Origin of the sequence: Glutamicibacter sp. HZAU (genome assembly GCF_004100365.1) — a bacterium.
In the GTDB taxonomy this organism is placed as follows: domain Bacteria; phylum Actinomycetota; class Actinomycetes; order Actinomycetales; family Micrococcaceae; genus Glutamicibacter; species Glutamicibacter nicotianae.
The window spans coordinates 191,284-208,916 of the sequence record NZ_SCKZ01000002.1 but is presented as its reverse complement, the minus strand read 5'-3'; the positions used below and the strand labels follow the sequence as shown (position 1 = coordinate 208,916).

15 protein-coding genes are annotated in these 17,633 nt (G+C 63.9%); 2 read left to right on the top strand and 13 right to left on the bottom strand.

Translation table 11 applies throughout. The features are described from left to right. Positions 1-3: 3 nt before the first annotated feature. The 5 genes from EKH49_RS03515 to EKH49_RS03495 form a co-directional block, all read right to left on the bottom strand. Entirely contained in the window at positions 4-960 is a 957-nt protein-coding gene (locus EKH49_RS03515; RefSeq protein WP_128469724.1) for a PP2C family protein-serine/threonine phosphatase, read from the bottom strand. After that, positions 960-2,171: an adenylate/guanylate cyclase domain-containing protein gene (locus EKH49_RS03510; protein WP_128469723.1), complete on the bottom strand. Its 1,212-nt coding sequence runs from the start codon at positions 2,169-2,171 to the stop codon at positions 960-962. The genes EKH49_RS03515 and EKH49_RS03510 overlap by 1 nt, the downstream gene beginning before the upstream one ends. Beyond that, on the bottom strand, positions 2,168-2,716 hold the full coding sequence (locus EKH49_RS03505; protein ID WP_066139600.1) for a hypothetical protein: 549 nt from the start codon (positions 2,714-2,716) through the stop codon (positions 2,168-2,170). Before EKH49_RS03505 ends, EKH49_RS03510 begins: the two co-directional genes overlap by 4 nt. A gap of 86 nt (positions 2,717-2,802) precedes the next feature. Next, positions 2,803-3,669, bottom strand: coding sequence for a biotin--[acetyl-CoA-carboxylase] ligase (locus tag EKH49_RS03500; RefSeq protein WP_161567440.1), 867 nt, complete (start codon positions 3,667-3,669; stop codon positions 2,803-2,805). 58 nt (positions 3,670-3,727) lie between these two features. Beyond that, positions 3,728-4,585 (bottom strand): SDR family oxidoreductase, encoded by an 858-nt coding sequence (locus EKH49_RS03495; protein WP_128469721.1) that lies wholly within the window; start codon positions 4,583-4,585, stop codon positions 3,728-3,730. A gap of 195 nt (positions 4,586-4,780) precedes the next feature. Between EKH49_RS03495 and EKH49_RS03490 the strand changes: the two genes are divergently transcribed. Together EKH49_RS03490 and EKH49_RS16505 are read left to right on the top strand one after the other, a co-directional pair. After that, complete coding sequence (locus tag EKH49_RS03490; protein ID WP_128469720.1) at positions 4,781-6,391, top strand: acyl-CoA carboxylase subunit beta; 1,611 nt, start codon at positions 4,781-4,783, stop codon at positions 6,389-6,391. A gap of 52 nt (positions 6,392-6,443) precedes the next feature. Next, positions 6,444-6,662, top strand: a complete 219-nt coding sequence (locus EKH49_RS16505; RefSeq protein WP_161567439.1) for an acyl-CoA carboxylase subunit epsilon — start codon at positions 6,444-6,446, stop codon at positions 6,660-6,662. Between the two features lie 79 nt (positions 6,663-6,741). Here EKH49_RS16505 and EKH49_RS03480 read toward each other — a convergent pair whose 3' ends face one another. Genes EKH49_RS03480 through EKH49_RS03445 form a run of 8 tightly spaced genes read right to left on the bottom strand, consistent with a single transcriptional unit; the run spans position 6,742 to position 17,589 of the window. After that, positions 6,742-7,443: a hypothetical protein gene (locus tag EKH49_RS03480; protein WP_038989819.1), complete on the bottom strand. Its 702-nt coding sequence runs from the start codon at positions 7,441-7,443 to the stop codon at positions 6,742-6,744. Between the two features lie 18 nt (positions 7,444-7,461). After that, positions 7,462-9,012 carry a serine/threonine-protein kinase gene (locus tag EKH49_RS03475; protein WP_128469718.1) on the bottom strand — a complete coding sequence of 517 codons (1,551 nt, stop codon included), beginning with the start codon at positions 9,010-9,012 and terminating at the stop codon, positions 7,462-7,464. Next, a complete protein-coding gene (locus tag EKH49_RS03470; protein ID WP_128469717.1) occupies positions 9,009-11,003 on the bottom strand; it encodes an FHA domain-containing protein in 1,995 nt (664 codons plus the stop codon). The genes EKH49_RS03475 and EKH49_RS03470 overlap by 4 nt, the downstream gene beginning before the upstream one ends. Then, positions 11,000-11,824, bottom strand: a complete 825-nt coding sequence (locus EKH49_RS03465; RefSeq protein ID WP_128469716.1) for a PP2C family protein-serine/threonine phosphatase — start codon at positions 11,822-11,824, stop codon at positions 11,000-11,002. Before EKH49_RS03465 ends, EKH49_RS03470 begins: the two co-directional genes overlap by 4 nt. Next, entirely contained in the window at positions 11,821-12,918 is a 1,098-nt protein-coding gene (locus EKH49_RS03460) for an RDD family protein (RefSeq protein ID WP_128469715.1), read from the bottom strand. Before EKH49_RS03460 ends, EKH49_RS03465 begins: the two co-directional genes overlap by 4 nt. Then, positions 12,909-15,263, bottom strand: a complete 2,355-nt coding sequence (locus EKH49_RS03455) for a DUF4129 domain-containing transglutaminase family protein (RefSeq protein ID WP_128469714.1) — start codon at positions 15,261-15,263, stop codon at positions 12,909-12,911. The genes EKH49_RS03460 and EKH49_RS03455 overlap by 10 nt, the downstream gene beginning before the upstream one ends. Next, entirely contained in the window at positions 15,260-16,579 is a 1,320-nt protein-coding gene (locus EKH49_RS03450; protein ID WP_128469713.1) for a DUF58 domain-containing protein, read from the bottom strand. The genes EKH49_RS03455 and EKH49_RS03450 overlap by 4 nt, the downstream gene beginning before the upstream one ends. Further along, positions 16,579-17,589 carry an AAA family ATPase gene (locus EKH49_RS03445; RefSeq protein WP_128469712.1) on the bottom strand — a complete coding sequence of 337 codons (1,011 nt, stop codon included), beginning with the start codon at positions 17,587-17,589 and terminating at the stop codon, positions 16,579-16,581. The genes EKH49_RS03450 and EKH49_RS03445 overlap by 1 nt, the downstream gene beginning before the upstream one ends. Positions 17,590-17,633 lie beyond the last annotated feature (44 nt).

Genomic DNA, 17,633 nt, shown 5'->3' with positions numbered 1-17,633 from the left:
GCCCTAGTTCCCAGGTGCGTCTGCTGGCGCGGGTTCGGCCGCCAGCACGTCAATCACGATCACCGCGATGTTGTCCCGGCCGCCGGCTTCCAGCGCCGCCCCGGTGAGAATCCGGGCCGCTTCGGCGCGGTCCTTGCAGTTCACCAGCAGCGTCTGCAAGATGTCCTCGGTCAATTCGCCCGAGAGCCCGTCGCTGCACAGCATGTAGCGGTCGCCGATGCGTGGCTGCAGGACGGTGACATCCGGCTGGCTTTCGGCGCCTGCGCCCAGCGCGCGGGTAATCAGGTTCCGGTGCGGATGGTTGCGCGCTTCCAGCTCGGTGATCTGCCCGGCATCCACCATTTCCTGCACGGCCGAGTGGTCGCGGGTCAGCTGCTGCAGCGCACCGTCGCGCAGCCGATAGCCGCGCGAATCTCCCACGTTGACCAGCAGCAGGCTCGGGACTTCCTCGGTGACCACCGGCAGCGGCGCGGTAGCCGGCGCCAAGTTGGCGCGGTGGTTCTCCAGCATTTGCGGAGTGATCTTGGAAATCACGTCGGTATTCTGCGTCATTGCGAAGCTGGAGGTCCATGGCGGCACGGCAGCCAGCGGAGCGGTCACGCTGTCCCGGCCCTTGCTGGGGGTCTTGATCTGCACCAGGGCGCACAGGGTCGTGCCGCCGCGCGATTCAAGCGCTTCGCGGATGCGGTCATCGGCCAGCTGCACCTGCCGCTGGACATCCGGCACCGATGGCAGTTTCCGCACCGAGGTCTTATTGGCGAAGGTGCAGATTTCCTCCATGGTTTCCACCGCAAGCTGGCTGGCCACCTCGCCGGCTTCATGCCCGCCCATGCCGTCGGCAACCGCGTACACGATGTCGTGCATCAGGATGCGGTCCTGGTTCTGCGAGCGCTTGCGTCCCACGTCGGTCAGGCCTGCCGCGGCGAGGATGAAGGGAACCGGTGCTGGTTCATTAGCCATCAGTCAATCACCAGTCCTGCTCCCTCGCCTGCCGAGAGTTCGTAGGGTTGGATATCCCCGAAGCCGCGCACCGCGGTAATTTCCTGGGCGGTGAGCACGAAGCGTGCATCATTGCGCAGCGTATTCGCGGTAATCGCATCGGTCAGCACGGTGCCGGGCTCGGCCAGCGAGGTCAGCCGGGCCGCCATGTTCACCGTCGGTCCGTAGATATCGCCCAGGCGCGAGAGCAGCCGGCCCCAGACCACCGCTCCGCGGGTTTGCGGGAAGAGCTCGTCCTTGGCCAGCTCGCGCGAGAGGGACAGCGCGATCTGCGCGCCGGCCTGCGGGGTTTCTGCCACGTAGAGCACTTCATCGCCGATGGTCTTGACCAGGCGGCCGCCGCCCACGGAAATGATTTCCGCGCATTTGGCCTCGAAGCGCTGGACCAGCTGGGCCAGCGTGCGCTCGTTCATGCGCCGCGACAGCGAGGTGTAGGAGACCAGGTCGGCGAAGCCCACCGCGCGGGCCAGCGGCAACGGGGTGCCGCCGTCGTCCTCGCCGCGGTCCTGATTGTAGGCGGCCACGCCGGTTTCCACGCGCAATGCCATGCGATGCACGGCGGAGTTCAGCTGGCGGCGCCACGAGTAGAGCAGCAGGTCCTCGATGGCGGGGATGATTTCAGGCAGCAGGCTGAACAGCTGGCGGCGGGCTTGGCGGTCGGACATGTTCTGGTTGGCGATCATGTCCTCGACCAGTGCCTCGATTTGCCAGACCACCATGCGGTCGGTCATCTGGCCCACCGAGCGCATCAGCGAGATGGCGGTTTCCTCGGTCAGCGTGCCTTCGCGGACCATGCCCACCATGGTGCCCAGGGCTTTCTTGTCGGCCTCGGTGAAGAACACTTCGTCATCGCTGAGTTCCGGGAAGCCCATGGCGCGCCACAGCTTGCGTGCCGAGTGCAGGGAGACCCCTGCCTCGGAGGCGACTTCTCGGCGGCGGAATTCGCGCTGGCCGCCGATGAGCCGTTTTTCCAGCGAGGCGACGGTGTCGCGGACAGCCTCGGGGGTGTGGGCCGGAATGCGCAGCGGGCCTTCCATGGCCTCGGCAAGTTCGAGAATTGGATCCGATTCGGCGGGGGTTGCCGCGGGAGCGTGCTGGCGGGCGCCACGGACAGCCTCGGCGGCGGACTGCGGAGAGTCTGCCCGAGGTGTGTTGGTGTGCTCGGTGCTCATGCCCCCATGCCCTCACTGTTCGTCGTTTCGGTGTGCGCCATACTCTGGCTGCTGCGCAGGTTCGCCATCGCCTCCATGGCCAGGGAACGGAAATACTGTACCGAGGGCACATGCGAGAGCCGCACGTATCCCTGGTTCAGCACGATATCCAAGGTTCCCGCACGCGTCATGGCATTTTTCGCCTTGCTGTGCGCGACCAGGTCGCGAACTGTAAATAATCCTACAGATTGCAGCTTGCCGTCGTTATACGTCGGCCGGAACATGATCCGCTCGGTAGTCAGCACGATGCGGCTGCGCAGCCACCGGGCCCAGGGAATCACGCTCCAGATGAGCACCAGCGCGGCCCAGAGGACTACCGCAACGATCATCCACACATTTGCATTGGAAGCCAGCCAGTCCGAGAGATCATCCCGGGAAAGATAGCCAAGCGAAAACGTGCACAGTGCGGTCAAGACGAGGAAGGCTCCCACGGGCTGGCGCAGCACTCGGGAATGCTCACGAGTTTTGATGATCACTCGTTCCCTTTCATGCAGCGGCAACTTCATCGTGTTGTTCCTCGTCCCTCCTGTTCCCGGCTGAGTGCTTCGGTCGTCTCTTCCAATACTAGTCCCGGGCCAATACCCAAGCCGGGTTAGGCATACTTTCCGTCGGCGCGCCGCACGTGGTGCACGTCGCCTGCCAGCACATGTTCACGCTGCCCGGTGCCGTGTTCCAGCACCAGCGAGCCATCGGTGCCCAGCTCTATGGCAGTGCCCACCAGCGTGGACCCGTCAGGGAATTCCACACGCACGTCATGTCCCAGCGTGGCCAGCTTGGCGCTGACCAGCTGGTGCAAGGATTTCCCGTTGCTTGCCGGCAACGGCATCTGCGCCATGCCACCGACTTGGCGGAATCCCCGGTCCAAAGCCGCAAATTGCTTCAGGTACTCAGCCAGCAATTCGGTGCGGTTCAGGTTCTTCGCACCGGCCAGCCGCAGGGATGTCGCGGTAGCAACCGGAAGTTCCTCCCGGCTCTGGTTCACATTGATTCCGGTCCCGACCACCACGCCGTAGCCGTTGCCGACAGGAACCATTTGCGCCAGGATGCCGCAGACTTTCTGCTCGCCAGCCAACAGGTCGTTGGGCCATTTGATGCCCAGTGGAACGCCGCAGGTATTCTCGGCCGCCCGGCTCCAGGCCAGCGCCGCCAGCATGGTGTACCAGGACAGGGATTCGGGAGGGAAACCAGGTCCGGGCACGGCCAGGACGCTGACGGTGAGGGAAGATCCTGCCGGGGTCACCCATTCACGGCCCAAGCGCCCCTTGCCGGCCTGCTGGTGCTCGGTGTAGTACACGCTGAGATGGCCGGCCTCGCCGGTGCTGGCCAGTTGCGCCAGCTCGGTATTCGTAGAACCGGAGGTTGGCTTGAGATTGACCATCCCCAAATCCAACGGGGCGGTGAGCTCATTGAAGATCCGGGGATCGAGAACAGCGCGGTCGGTGCCATACGGGTTTTCCATATCTCCAACCCTATGGCACCGGCCGCCCATTTTTCCCTGTTTTACCCCGCTTGACCGCCTACAGGAAGATGTCCTGGACCAGCGGGATCTGCGGGTTCAGGGTGTACTTCTCCAGATCCGTTTCCCCGGCCAAGGTCAGCACCTGGCCGTCGGTGAAGAAATTGCCGCTGACGCCCGCGGGCGGGCTGGCAAGAATTGCCATGGCAGCGTCTGCCACGACCGAAGCGTCGCGTGCGCCCTGGACCATTTTCTGCCCGCCTGGCAGGTTGCGGATTGCTGCGGTGTCGATCAGGGTTTCAGGCCAGAGCGAGTTCACCCCGATGCTGTCTTCCTTCAGCTCTTCAGCCAGCCCAAGGGTGGTCAGCGACATCCCGTACTTAGCCATGGTGTAGGCCAGGTGCTGCCCTGCCCACTTGGGGTCTAGGTTCAGCGGCGGGGAGAGGGTCAGGATATGGGCGTGCTCGGAGGCGCGCAGGTACGGGAGCGCGGTCTTGGACAGCAGGAAGGTGCCTCGGACGTTGATGTCCTGCATCAGGTCGTAGCGCTTCATATCGACCTGCTCGGTCTTGGCCAGGTTGATGGCCGAGGCGTTGTTGACCACGATGTCGATGCCGCCGAATTTCGCCACCGCTTCCTCCACGGCGCGCTGCACGTCGGCGTCCACGCGGACATCGCCGACAACGGCTAAGCCCTGGCCGCCGGCTTCCTCGATCTGCGCAACGGCGGTATGAATGGTCCCTTCCAGCGTCGGGTGAGGTGTATCGGTCTTGGAGAGCAGAACCACGTTGGCCCCTTGCCGGGCTGCGGCCAAAGCGATGGCCAGGCCGATGCCGCGGCTGCCGCCGCTCATCAGGATGGTGCGGTTCTTCAGGTTGCCGGGAACGGGCGCGATAAGAGTGCGTGATTCAGTAGTCATGTGATACAGATTACTCGATGATCCACCACTAAGCTACCGACCAGTAACTTATTCTGGCGTGCCACGCACCAGATATCGGACCATTTTGTAAGTTTCCTACAACCGGAAGAGCTGTTTCCCCAGCTAGACTGGCTTGGATGGCATTTTTCTTGTGCCATTCCTACACATTGATGACAACTCAAGGGAGTCGAAGGCATGACGCAGGGCAGAACTGAGGCAGCCGAGTCAATCGACCTGTCCACCACCGCCGGAAAGCTTGCTGAGTTCCGCCGCCGCCAGAAGCTCGCTGAAGCGCCAAGCGGCGAAGCGGCGATCGAAAAGCAGCACTCCCGCGGCAAGCACACTGCCCGCGAACGCATCGAAATGCTCATGGACGAAGACTCCTTCGTCGAGTTCGACGCACTTGCAGTCCACCGCTCCACCGCCTTCGGCATGGAGAAAAAGAAGCCATTGGGCGATGGCCTGGTCTCCGGCTACGGCACCGTGGATGGCCGCTTGGTGGCCGTCTACTCGCAGGACTTCACCGTCTACGGCGGCTCGCTTTCCCAGGTCAACGGCGAGAAAATAGTCAAGGTCCAGGAATTCGCGCTGCGCAACGGCTGCCCGGTTGTCGGCATCCTCGATGGCGGCGGTGCCCGCATCCAGGAGGGCGTCGCGTCCCTGGCCATGTTTGCTGACATCTTCCGCAACAATGTCCACGCTTCGGGCGTTGTCCCGCAGATCTCGCTGATCATGGGACCATCGGCCGGCGGCGCGGCCTACTCCCCCGCACTGACCGATTACGTGATCATGGTCGACAAGACCAGCCACATGTTCATCACCGGCCCGGACGTCATCAAGACGGTCACCGGCGAGGAAATCGACATGGAAACCCTGGGCGGCGCCCGCCAGCACAACGCCAATACCGGCACCGCCACCTATCTCGCCTCCGACGAGGAAGACGCTGTGGAGTTCTGCAAGGAACTGCTGGACTTCCTCCCGTCCTCCAACCTCTCGGATCCGCTGATTGCCGAATTCGATGAAGAACCGGATATCACCGCCGAGGACCTGGAGCTCGATACGCTCATCCCGAATTCGGCAAACCAGCCTTATGACATGCGCACCGTGATCGAGTCGGTTGTCGATGATGAGCACTTCTTCGAGATGCAGTCGCTCTACGCACCGAATGTGATGATTGGCTATGCCCGCATCGAAGGCCGCACCGTGGGCATTGTCGCCAACCAGCCAATGCAGTTCGCCGGCACCTTGGACATTGCCGCCTCGGAAAAGGCCGCCCGCTTCGTGCGCAACTGCGACGCCTTCAATATCCCGATCCTCACCTTCGTGGACGTGCCGGGCTTCCTGCCGGGCAAGGACCAGGAGTTCCAGGGCATCATCCGCCGCGGCGCGAAGCTGCTCTACGCCTACGCCGAGGCCACCGTGCCGAAGCTGACCGTGATCACCCGCAAGGCCTACGGCGGAGCGTACATCGTGATGGGCTCGAAGAAGCTGGGCGCAGACCTGAACCTGGCTTGGCCGACCGCGCAGATCGGCGTGATGGGCGCCCAGGGCGCGGTCAACATCCTCTACCGCCGCGATCTGGCCGCTGTGGAAGCCGAAGGCGGAGATGTCGAGGCTCGCCGCAAGCAGATTATCGACAACTACGAGGCCGAACTGCTCAACCCGTACCAGGCGGCTGAGCTGGGCTACGTGGATGCGGTCATCGCCCCGAGCGAGACCCGCTTCCAGCTGGTTCGCGGCCTGCGTGCGCTGCGCGAGAAGCACGCCACCCTGCCTCCGAAGAAGCACGGCAACATCCCGCTGTAAGCGGCAGATTCTGCCCGACCAGTACCCACCAGAACCACAAAGGAGCACGCCGATGGAACAGAACAGCGCCTTGCCTGCTGCCCCGCAGATCCGTGTCACCAAGGGAAACCCGAGTGACGAGGAATTGGCGGTGGTCACTGCATTGATCGCTGCCATGGGCAACGCTCCAGCGCCTGCACCTGAGGCCGCAGAGGCCAAGAAGCGCGTGGATCGGATTCGCCGGCGCCGCGCACTCGTCCCGCGTTTGGGCTGGACTATCGGACGGCGCTGAGCATTCCAATGGCCAATGGGCTGGACAATTCCGCAAGGAATCGTCCAGCCCATTGGCCATTGGCGTATCAGCCGGGAACCTAGTCTTCGTCGGGTACTTCGGAATCCAAGATGGCCAAATCGGCACGGGTGACCAGATGCGAACTCACCGCGTGCTCCACCAGCCGGGCGCGACGGTTGGTGGCCAGTTTTCCGGGCCCCCCGCGCAGTCCGGCAACGCCAGCCTTGTCCAATTTGTCGCACACGTTATCGAGTTTGCGATTGAACTTCGTAATTCCCCACCCCAGCCGTGCGGCAGCCGCCGCGCTGGTGGGAATCGAGCTCAGCCCGGTGCCTTCGCGGCGCAGCATCGGCTCAGCCAAGACCACGACCAGCGCCCGCTGGGCGCTGGTCAGCAGCACCGGCCCAATGGTGGTTTCGCCGCACGCATCGTATTCCAGGTAGTCTTGCCGGAATGCCGGCTGCGCGACATGAATCGACAGCTCATAGGTGGTGGGACCGGCAGTGAACACCACGCCCACCCGATTGAGCACCAGCGGCAGGCTCGACTCCGGCGACAGCCAGGCTTGCAGGCCGCCGGTTCGATCCGCAATGGTCGCGGTCAGCCGGCTGCCCACGTTGTTGAGCCACCACAGTCCGCTGTGCTTGCTAATTGTCAGGAAGTGCCGGTGCAAGTACGGATTGTCGTCGATTGCGAGATCGCCTTCACGTCCGATGGTGAAGGGTTTGCCATCCTGGACAGGATAGTACTGCCCGCAGTACTCGATAGTTACTTCACTCATCGCTTATGCCTACCTTGCTTAACCTGCGCCGGTGCAGAACCGTGCTCCATCCGAGATACGTCCATCATCGCGCACGAGCTTGACCTCGATACAAGTTTGCCCGCCTTCGCCGATGTCGGTAGTCGCGCTAGGAGACTTCGTCTGCTTGAACTCTCCCGTTTCCGTTGCGGTAATGGGAGCCCAACGGTAATGGTCATCCTTATTCGGTTCCGGGTTGGACCAGCGGAAGGTTACCGTTTCTCCCACCGTAGAGTACTCGAAATTATCCACCTTGGGGACGGTGCCGCCAACTAATGCGTCCTTGGGACCGTCCGTGGCGGTAATGGGCGGGCCGGTACGCTGCGCGGCTTCCTGCTCCGGCAAGAAAATGTTTGCAATGAAGGCGCCGCCAACCAAGATGAACAGCACTATGCCCACCGCGATGAATACCTTCGACAGGCTCTGGCGTTGCTTCGGCTCTGCCGGCTTGGCCGATGGCGTTCCGGATTCGTCTTGCGCTTTGTCTTCTGGGTTCGGAGCCGGCGCAGGTTCCTTCGGCATGTGCAGCCGCGGTATCGGCGCTGACGGTCGTACCCGCCGTGCCTGTTGCCCGGGAACGGAGGAAATCATCGGTGCAGAAGGCAGCGGACGCTGCACGTCGCTGATCGAAATGACATTGCGGACGCGCGTGCTTTCACCGTCCTCCTCCTCAGCCGCTTCGGCAGGTTCTTCGATAACCTCAAAAGGAGTGACCGAGAAGCCCAACTCGATCTGGATTCGCTGCAGGGAGCGGGCAAATTCGGCGGCCGAGCCGAATCGCGAAGCCGGGTTCTTCGCCATGGCTACCGACAACGCCTGGTTCAGCGACTCGGGAACGTCAAGCCGCTCCAACGGCTTCAATGGAGAATTGCAGATCCGCTCAATGAGCACTGGCTGCGCATTATCCTGTCCCGGCCGGACGAACGGCGAATGCCCTGCCAAAACCGTATAGATCGTGGCACCGAGCGAGTATACGTCCATGCGCACGCCCGGAGGCGTGTCGCCGCTGAACGCTTCCGGGGCGGACCATGGCACCGACAGCCCTGCGGTGTGCGATCCGATGGTTCCCGAGATGCCGAAGTCGGTCAGGGCCGGCCGGTTGTAGTCAGTAGTCAGCACGTTTCCCGGCTTGATGTCTCGATGCACGATGCCCGCTAGATGCGCGGTATGGACCGCTGAGCACAATTGGATGGCCAAGGTCAGCGTTTCATCGATGCTCAAGACACCGCGGCGGTAACGGGCTTCCAAGGAAGGCCGGGAGCAATACTCCATGGCCAGATAGGAACGTCCGTCATCGGTGATCTCCGCTTGGTAGATCGTGACGATATAAGGATGGGTGGACAGCTGGGCCATCAAATTGGCCTCGGCCTCGAAACGTTGGCGGGCTTCCTCATCACTGACATCAGCCAGCAGCACCTTGACCGCCACCTTGCGGTTGGGCCGGTGCTGCTCGTAAAGATAGACATCGGAGAATCCGCCGGTTCCCAGTGGCTTGACGTACGCGAATCCCGGTATTTGCGGTGCCGGAGCTGGCGCGCGCTTTGGGCTCACGGCAGATCCTCGAAGCGGATGCTGACGCCATCACCCAAGTCAGCGACGTCGCCGTTGATCAGCATGATCTCCTGGTGGCGGGACAGGCGCCGTGGCCGGTGCCCTTCGCGCAGCAGCACGGTGCCATTGGTCGCACCAAGGTCCACCAGTTGCACATGCCATCCCTCCACACGCACGTGCAGGTGCGAACGGGAGATGTCGCCGCTGGGGCTTTCAACCTTCAGCAGGCGGGGTTCGCTGTCGGATTTGACGGCTCCTGCGCTTGGCTGGCGTCCGAGAACCACCGAGCGGTTCAGCTCGTGGGCGTATTCGCGGGTACCGCCGTGGTCGCTGACAATCATGCGGCCCATGGCAGGCTTGCGAACCTGCTGCGCCTGGGCGGTCAATCGCTCGCCGCATTGCCTGCACGTCGACGCGGTGGGTGGATTGGGGTGCCGCTTGGAGCAAGAGCGCGCCAGGATGAATTCATTCAGGGACACCGAACTTTCTGTACCGTCCTTGGCATCCAACCCTGATGAAGGCCTGGATTTCGGAACACTGGAGCCGCGGATGATCGTGTGCTCGTCGTCAGCTGGTTCGGCGGGAGGCGCAGCGATGGCAAGACCTGCCGGGCGGGGCTTGATAATCGTGTCCTGGTCATCGCCCTGGCCGGTATCGTAAACGGTCTCTGCCGCACCTCTGGCTCCGAGCAGCTGCCCGGCAAGCGATAGTTCCTCCGAGAAAACTTCCTGCTCGTACTGTGCTGGATCCTGGGTTGCTTCTGAGTCAAAGGTCCTGTCGTGCTCGGCGTCCTCTGCCGATGCCTTCGCGGACTTGGCTTCATCGGCCGCCTTGGCAGCGTCGGCTGCCCGTGCCAGCACATCAGCTGGGCCCTTGGGATCTGCAGCTTCCTTGGCTGGTGCAGCGTTCGGTGCAGCAGCAGGCTTGGCCGCCGCCGGTGCCGTGTCCTTTGCTGGCGGTGCAGCTGACTTGGCAGCCGCTGGTGCCGGATTCTTTGCTGGCGCATCAGTTGGTTTGGCCGCATCAGGTGCGGAAGCAGCCTTAGCCGGAGCAGAAGCTGGCTTGGCCGCAGCCGGTCCCGGGTCCTTTGCTGGCGCCTCAGCTGGTTTGGCCGCATCAGACGCAGAAGCAGCCTGAGCCGGAGCAGAAGCTGGCTTGGCCGCAGCCGGTGCCGGATCCTTTGCCGGCTCCGCTGCCGGCTTAGCCGTGGCAGGCGCAGGGGTCTTGACCGCAGCAGGCTTGGCTGCGGCAGGCGCAGGGGTCTTGACCGCAGCAGGCTTGGCTGCGGCAGGCGCAGGGGTCTTTGACGAGGCAACAGCCGGCTTGGCAGCATCTGTCGCAGGGGCAGACTTAGCTTCGGAAGGCGCAGGAGTTTTTGCCTGAGCTACCGCAGGTTTTGCAGCATCGGATGCTGCAGCGGGCTTAGCCGCAGCAGGAGCCGGAGCCTTCGCCGGATCAGCGGCAGGCTTGGCATCAGCCGGTGCCGGGGCTTTAGCCGGTGCCGGGGCTTTAGCCGCGGCTGGGGTCTTTTCCGCAGCGGTGGGGTCCTCTCCTGCGGCCCATTCCAGCTGCGATACGCGTACGATGCCTTCGCCAATTGGCAGCGCGAATGTGGCTTCGGCTTTCGCCGAACCGGTGCTCAGCGTCCACGACTTCGACTCCCTCAGCTTGCGTTCGGCCCAGGTGGCGATGCCTGCGCCGCTCACTTTCTCCTCGCCGGAGGCAGTCCGGGCGATGAATTCCGGGGCACCGCGCAGGATCAGATGCGGTGCGCTGTCACGGGAGATCAAAGCGAAGTTCGGCAGTTCGGCAATGTTCATCTGGTACATCGGCAACAGCTCCGAGAGCAGTGCTTCCACCGTGGTCTTCCCAGCGAGCTTGGCCCACAAGCCATTGACCTGTTCTGCGCTTGCGCTGGAAGGAAGGAGGACAATGTGCTGGCCATTGACCAGGGCGTACCAGTCTCCGGGAAGGTAACGCAGGCTGTTCATGATTTCTCCTCTTGGTGGCTCGTAGTCGATATGCGCGGAATAGTAATGCCAACATCGTCGGGGTGCCCATGCTCCACATCGGCAACGATCACGCTGATATTATCGCGTCCCCCGGCATCCAGGGCCGCTTGGACCAATTCTTCGGAAGCTTGCTGCGGATCTGGGAATCGCGCAAGGATTTCCTGGATTGCGGCATCGCCGACTTCGCTGCTCAGACCGTCTGAGCAGACCAGGATGCGCTCCTGCCCTGCCAGCGGCACCAGCCAGTAGTCCGGTTGGCTGTTGGCGTTGATCCCCAAGGCGCGGGTGATCACATGCCGGCGTGGATAGGTGGCTGCCTGCTCGGCGTCCAGCTCTCCGATATCCATCAATTCCTGCACTTCGGAGTGATCTACGCTGACCTGTTGCAGCACTCCCTGGGTCCACAAGTAGGTGCGCGAATCGCCGACATTGAACACCAGCAGCTGGGGTTCTTCCGCCCGCCCGCTGGCGGCGACTGCATCAATCAGCACGGCCCCGGCCAGGGTGGTGCCGGCTCGACCCGAGCCCGCCTCCACGATGCTGCGATCAGCTTCGACCAGCAAAGTATCCAAGGTCTCCGGATCCAGCTGCGCGCCGGCATCCATGAATCCATCGCCAAGGATCTTGAGGCACAGGGCGCTGGCTATTTCGCCTGCTTCATGCCCGCCCATGCCATCGGCAATGGCCAGCAGCCGTTCAGAGGCCAGCAAGCTGTCCTCGTTCAGGGCGCGGCGCAGTCCACGGTCAGTCGCCTGGCCATGGCTGAATCTGAGGCTTGCCCCAGGGTTGAGATCTGTCACGGACGTTCCACCTGGAAATAGCGGTCGCCAAAGTACACCGTATGGCCTATCATTGCCTGTTCCGGCTTGCCCGGGACAAGTTCGCGCACGTTCCCGTCCTCGTCGACAATGCACGAGCCGTTGCCCGAATCCCGGTCGGTCACCCAGACGCTGCCAACGCCTGGCTGGATCAGCAGATGCGTTTTGGAGACCGTGCGGTCCGGATCATCCAGTGCAACCAGGTGGACACCCACATCGCCATCCGAGTACGTGGGGTTGCGCCCGATCAGGATGCTGCCGGCCAGGTCGAGGCACTGGCTATCGTCGAAGAGCAGATGCACGGCATCCGGGGATTGGGGACGAATTTGCGTATGACCGAGGTCTTCATCCGGATCAGCTGCGGCCTCGGTGGAGGGAACCTCAACGATCTTCGCTTCCGGCTTGGGCCGTGCGGAGGGACGGGGACGAACCGATTCCTGCGCTTCGGGGGCAGCGGCGCGCACAGCACCTGGCACCGAATCGATGACTCCACCAGAAGTGCCCTGCGCATCGTCCGGCTCCCCCACAAAGCGGCGGCCCGGAGCATACTGCTGCGGAGGCGCGAAGGACTGCGGCCCTGCGGCGCCCCCGGTGGTCAGCGGGTCACGTCCAGCCTTGATATCCAGCACCAGCGTCCCGGCCACCTTGTCATGCCAGCCCTGCTTCTTGCCGTTCGCATCGAAGTGATTGGAGATGACCATCAGCACCGATCCAAGAATCGGGACGATGCCTGCCACAGCGATCAGCAAGCGGCGGATGATGGTTTTGCCCCAGCCCGGGCGCTCGCCCTTGAGGGTGGTGGTGCGCAGCCCGAGGAGCACATTGCCCAGGGTCTTGCCCGAGGTAGCTTCCCACCACCACAAGAACACCGTGTAGGCCAGTGCGAGGACGCTGTACAGGATATATGTTCCGGCGATTTCGCCCGCAAGCTGCGGAGCGCTCAGCGAGGCCACCATCTTGGAGGCGATCATCGGCAGGAAAATCACCGACAGGACCAGCACCGGCAGGAAGTCGATCAGCCATGCGAGCAGCCGCTGGGTAGTTCGGGCATCGACCAGATCCATCTTTACCGCCATGGCTTCCTCCGGTTTTTCTGTTGCAGTATTCGTGCCGTCTTGGCTGTCTTCGCAGCCAGCTCATGTATCAGGGATCGTGGGGAGTACTTCACGCGCATCTTGCCGAAGAATCCCAGCGGTTCCTGCATCTTCCGGGTATGCGCAATGACATCTTCCCAATACTTCCGCACCTGTTCCTCGGTCGGCTGCTCATGGGAGAAGTTCGCCGCGTCCGCACGCTGCGCCAGGGAGCGCACCGGATCGGACAGAGCCGGGAAGCCGGCAGCCAGCACGCTGGCGCTTTCCCGCCGGGTCGCGCCGTTGGCCGTAGCGATACGGTGATCCGTGGCATGGCTGAGCAGTTCCTGCCAGCCGCCGCTCATGCGGTCCCCTGTGCTGCCGGACTTCGCCCGCTTCTCGCGGCGGCGCAGCTTCAGCAGGGCAATCAGCAGCAGCGGCGAAAGCAGGAGCAGCAGCGACCCCAGCGAAATGCCGACGACGATGATGACCTGTCCCCAGCGCTCCCAGAAAGTTTCTGGTTCCTCTTCCACTTCCTGCGGCTCCGGTGCAGTTTGCGGCGGCAAGTCGGCTTCTTCCTGCGCCGGTGGCGGAGGCTGCAGCACCTGCGGCTGCGGCACGGCCTTGGGTTCCTGTTCCGGAGGGGTCGGCTGCTCATCCTCGTTGGGCGTCGGGTTGAAAGCAACCCAGCCTACATCTTCAAAGGCGATCTCCACCCATGCGTGGACATCGGAGCCCTTGATTTCGATTGCCTTTTCAGGCGCGTATTCCTCGGGATAGAAGCCCATGACCACGCGCGCAGGAATCCCCTGCTCGCGGGCCATCAGCGCCATCGCAACAGCATACTGCTCGTCATCGCCAATCATCTGCTCGGCATCGAGCAGGCTGGTGATGCGTCCCGCGCCGTGCCCGGACAGCGAGGGCACCTGTCCCTCGGTGCCGTTGGAGAAGAACCCGGTTCCGGAGAGCATCGCTTCGATGCTCCGCACACGCTCCAGGTCCCCGCGGCCCGATCCGGTGAATTCAGCGGCTTTCGCTCCCGCTATGGCTGGCACATTGGCCAGCTCAGGCATGCGGAACTGCGCCAAGTCCAGTTCGTTGAGCTGCTCATCGCTGGGCTTGGCCGGGAACAGCACCTTAGCCGTGTAGGCATCGCCCTCCGCCAGCCCGATGGAGCTCAGCGCGCTCTCGGAGGAATCGCTGTAGAACAGCGAACGGGCCAGTTCATCTTCACGCCCGCCGGTCAGTTCCATGCCCAGCAGCTTGCCACCGGACGGAACCCACACGCCTTGATAGTCCTTGATCGAGAATTCAAGCTCGGCGGCTTCGCGGCCTTCCACCGTGTCGGCCGAACGGATATCGCTGGCATCGCCCACCGGGGCGAAACTGCCACCCGCGGACGGATCCACGTTGATGACCATGCCGTTGTAGGAATCCAGAGCGGCCAGGCGGATGCGCTCGTCCTTGGGCAGGCCCTTGACGGTCATCAGGGTGTCGTCAGCCATCGTTTTCACATATTTACGGAAACGCGTCAGGGGGCTCGGGTAGTCATAGAGGTCCACCGGCGGTTCCAGTGCATCGCGCAGCACCTGGCGCGGGGTTTCCGGGGCCAGCAGCGGCGTGGCCGCCGCGGTCGCGACGCCGGCACCGGCCAGCACCAGGGTTCCGGCAATCACGCGGCGCAGCAGCAGCTGCTTGGAACCCTGGGAGTCAAGCTGTTCGTGGTTCAGCGAACTGAATCCGGCGGAAACGCGCGTGTCGATGAAGCGCCGCCAGGCAAGCCAGCCGACCAGCACCGCGATGAAGGAGACGCCGCGGACGACGGGCATCGGCACATCGCGGGTGCCGAAGACAATGCCCAGCACGAACATCGCCAATAGCGGCAGCAGCGTCCAATACGGCGAGCGCAAATGCCAGGCGGCCAAGCCGGCCAGCAGCGCGGTGAGCAGCGCGGACAGGAAGGCCACAATCAGCACTCCGCCGTAGGAACCTACCGGTGGCGCCACGGTGAGCATGTCTTTCCAGCTAAAAACCAGGCCGGTCAACAAGGTGCGCAGGGATTGGCCGGTGGGCAGGAGGCCAAAGGCTGCCTCGCGCGGGGTCGCCAACGGCGTGCCAAGCACGAGGTACAGCAGCGCGAACAGGCCCAGGGTCCGCCAGGTGCCCAGCTTGAAATGCACATTGGCCCAGGCCAAGGCCAGGCCGGCAACCAGTCCGCCAACGGCAGCGAGGATGAAGTTCAGGCTCGCGCCGTAGGCTTCCAGCAGACCCAGCGCGCCAAGCACCAGCGCCAGGGCGAGGCAGGCCGCGTCGACGCCATAGCGCCAGAGGGGAATCGTCTGTTTCATGCCACGGCCTTTCGCAGCATCACGCCGAGTTCTTCCAGCTTGCCGAGGCTCAATACGGTCAGCTCGCCAATATTCGAGCGCGAAGGTTCAATCCCGGTTTCGCAGCGGATGGCGATGGCGCGCACGCCGGCCGGCACGTGCATCCATGCCTCGCGCAGCGATTTGGCGCTGGTTCTGGTGCCGGTGAGGAAGAAAATCACCGAGGCGCCGGGCACCGTGTCAGCGGTGTGGCGCACCACGTCCACCAGGTTCTCGCGCTGGCCGGTGGCCGCCTCGATGCGGGTCAGCCCGTCCATCATCTGCCGGCCGCTGCCGGTGCGCACCGGGCCCTGCTGGGTCAGGATGGCCAGCTTGCGCTGTTCGGCCACGGCCTGCTGGCCGATGGAGGCCGCCACCGAGATGGCCAATTCGAAATCCTCCTCGGCGTGCGCCTCGGCATACTCGTCCAGGTTGGTGCTCAGCGACAGGGCCAGGTGCGAGCGCCGGGTCTCTTCGAACTGGCGGACCATCAGCTCGCCTGTGCGGGCCGTGGATTTCCAGTGGATGTGCCGGCGGTCATCCCCCGACTGGTATTCGCGCAGTGCGTGGAAGGACACGTCGGAATTCGAGAGGTCGGCGGTGGGCATGCCTTCCAGGTCGCGGATGAACCCGGCCGAGGAACCATCCAATGCGGTGGTGCGCGGATGGATGAACAGCTCGTAGCTCTCGGTCCATTTCACCTGCCGGCGCAGGATCGCAAAGGGGTCCTGGCGGACCGAGCGGACCGGGCCCACGTCCAGTACCTGGCGGCGCTGGGTGGGGATGGTGAACAGGTCCTCATGAGTTTGCTGCGGTTCCAGGCGCGGGATCCGGAACTGGGCGGCGCCGTGGCCCACCGGAAGTTCCATCATCACCGGTGCCGAGCTGCGCGAAGCCTTGTTGGCTACCTGCATGGCTCCCACGGCACGGTCCCCCACTGCCACGCGGGTGCGGTGCAGATCCAGGTCGACGCTGAAGTCGTTGCGGCCCAGGACGAAACCCACCGAGGCGAGCAGCAGCACGGTGGCCATGAAGGCGCCCAGCAGGGCTTCCTGCCAGCCGAAGCTGGCGCCGAGGATCCACAGCAGCACCGCGGTGCCCAGCAGCACGAAGCCCAGCGGGGAGATGACCGTGGCGATCGGCGCGAGGTACCGGGTGGACAGTTCCCTGGCTCGCGCGATGGCAGGGCCCAGGTAGTCGCGCAGCACCGCCATGGCCTCGCTGGCCATGGCCAGCGACGTCTCGGCCCCGCGATTCAGCTTGCTGTTCCGTGCAGGACGCTTAGCTCGTCGGCTCATTAATGCTCGTCCTGGTCCTTGCTCTCGGCTTCGGCGGAGTCCTCGTCGCCACGGCGGGTCGGGGCCGGGACCTTGCGCAGCACCGAGGCGATGACCTGCTCGGCGGTGGTGCCGGTGAACTCGGCTTCCGGGTCCAGCACCAGGCGGTGGGTGAAGACATGCGGCGCCAATTCCTTGATGTCATCGGGCAGCACGTAGTTGCGGCCCTGGCTGGCGGCCCAGACCTTGGCCGCGCGCACCATCGCCAGGGCGCCGCGCACCGAGACGCCCAGCCGGGTATCGGCGGAGTCGCGGGTCGCTTCGCACAGGGCTGCAACGTATTCCAGCACGGCGGTGTCCACGTGCACGGTGGTGGCCAGCTCGGCCATTTCCACCACTGCTTCGGTGGTGATGATGGCGTTCAACGCGGCCGAGCGGTCGCGCTGGGTGCTGCCCGAGAGCAGCGCCACGGTGGCCTCGCGGTCGGGGTAGCCGATGGAGGTCTTGATCAGGAAGCGGTCCAGCTGCGCTTCGGGCAGCCGGTAGGTGCCTGCCTGCTCGATCGGGTTCTGGGTGGCGATCACCATGAACGGGCGGGCCTGCGGGTAGGTGGTGCCATCGACGGTCACCCGGCCTTCTTCCATGACTTCCAGCAGCGCCGACTGGGTCTTGGGCGACGCGCGGTTGATCTCGTCGGCCAGCACGAGGTTGGCGAAGATCGGCCCATGGTGGAAGTCGAATTGGCCGCTGCGCTGGTCGTAGATGGTGATGCCGGTGACATCCGAGGGCAGCAGGTCCGGGGTGAACTGGATGCGCGAGTTGCTGCCGCGCACGGTGGCGGCCAGCGAACGGGCCAGCATGGTCTTGCCGGTGCCCGGTGCGTCCTCCAGCAGCACGTGCCCTTCGCTGAGCATGGCGGTGAGCACCAGCTTGATGGCCTGCTCCTTGCCCAGGACGGACTGGCCGACGTTGGACACCAATTTGGCGAAGGTATCGCAGAACCAGTTGGCCTGCTCGGTGCTCATGGTCATGGCAGTGTTTGTTCTTTCTGTACGTCTTGATGCCCGGTCGATGC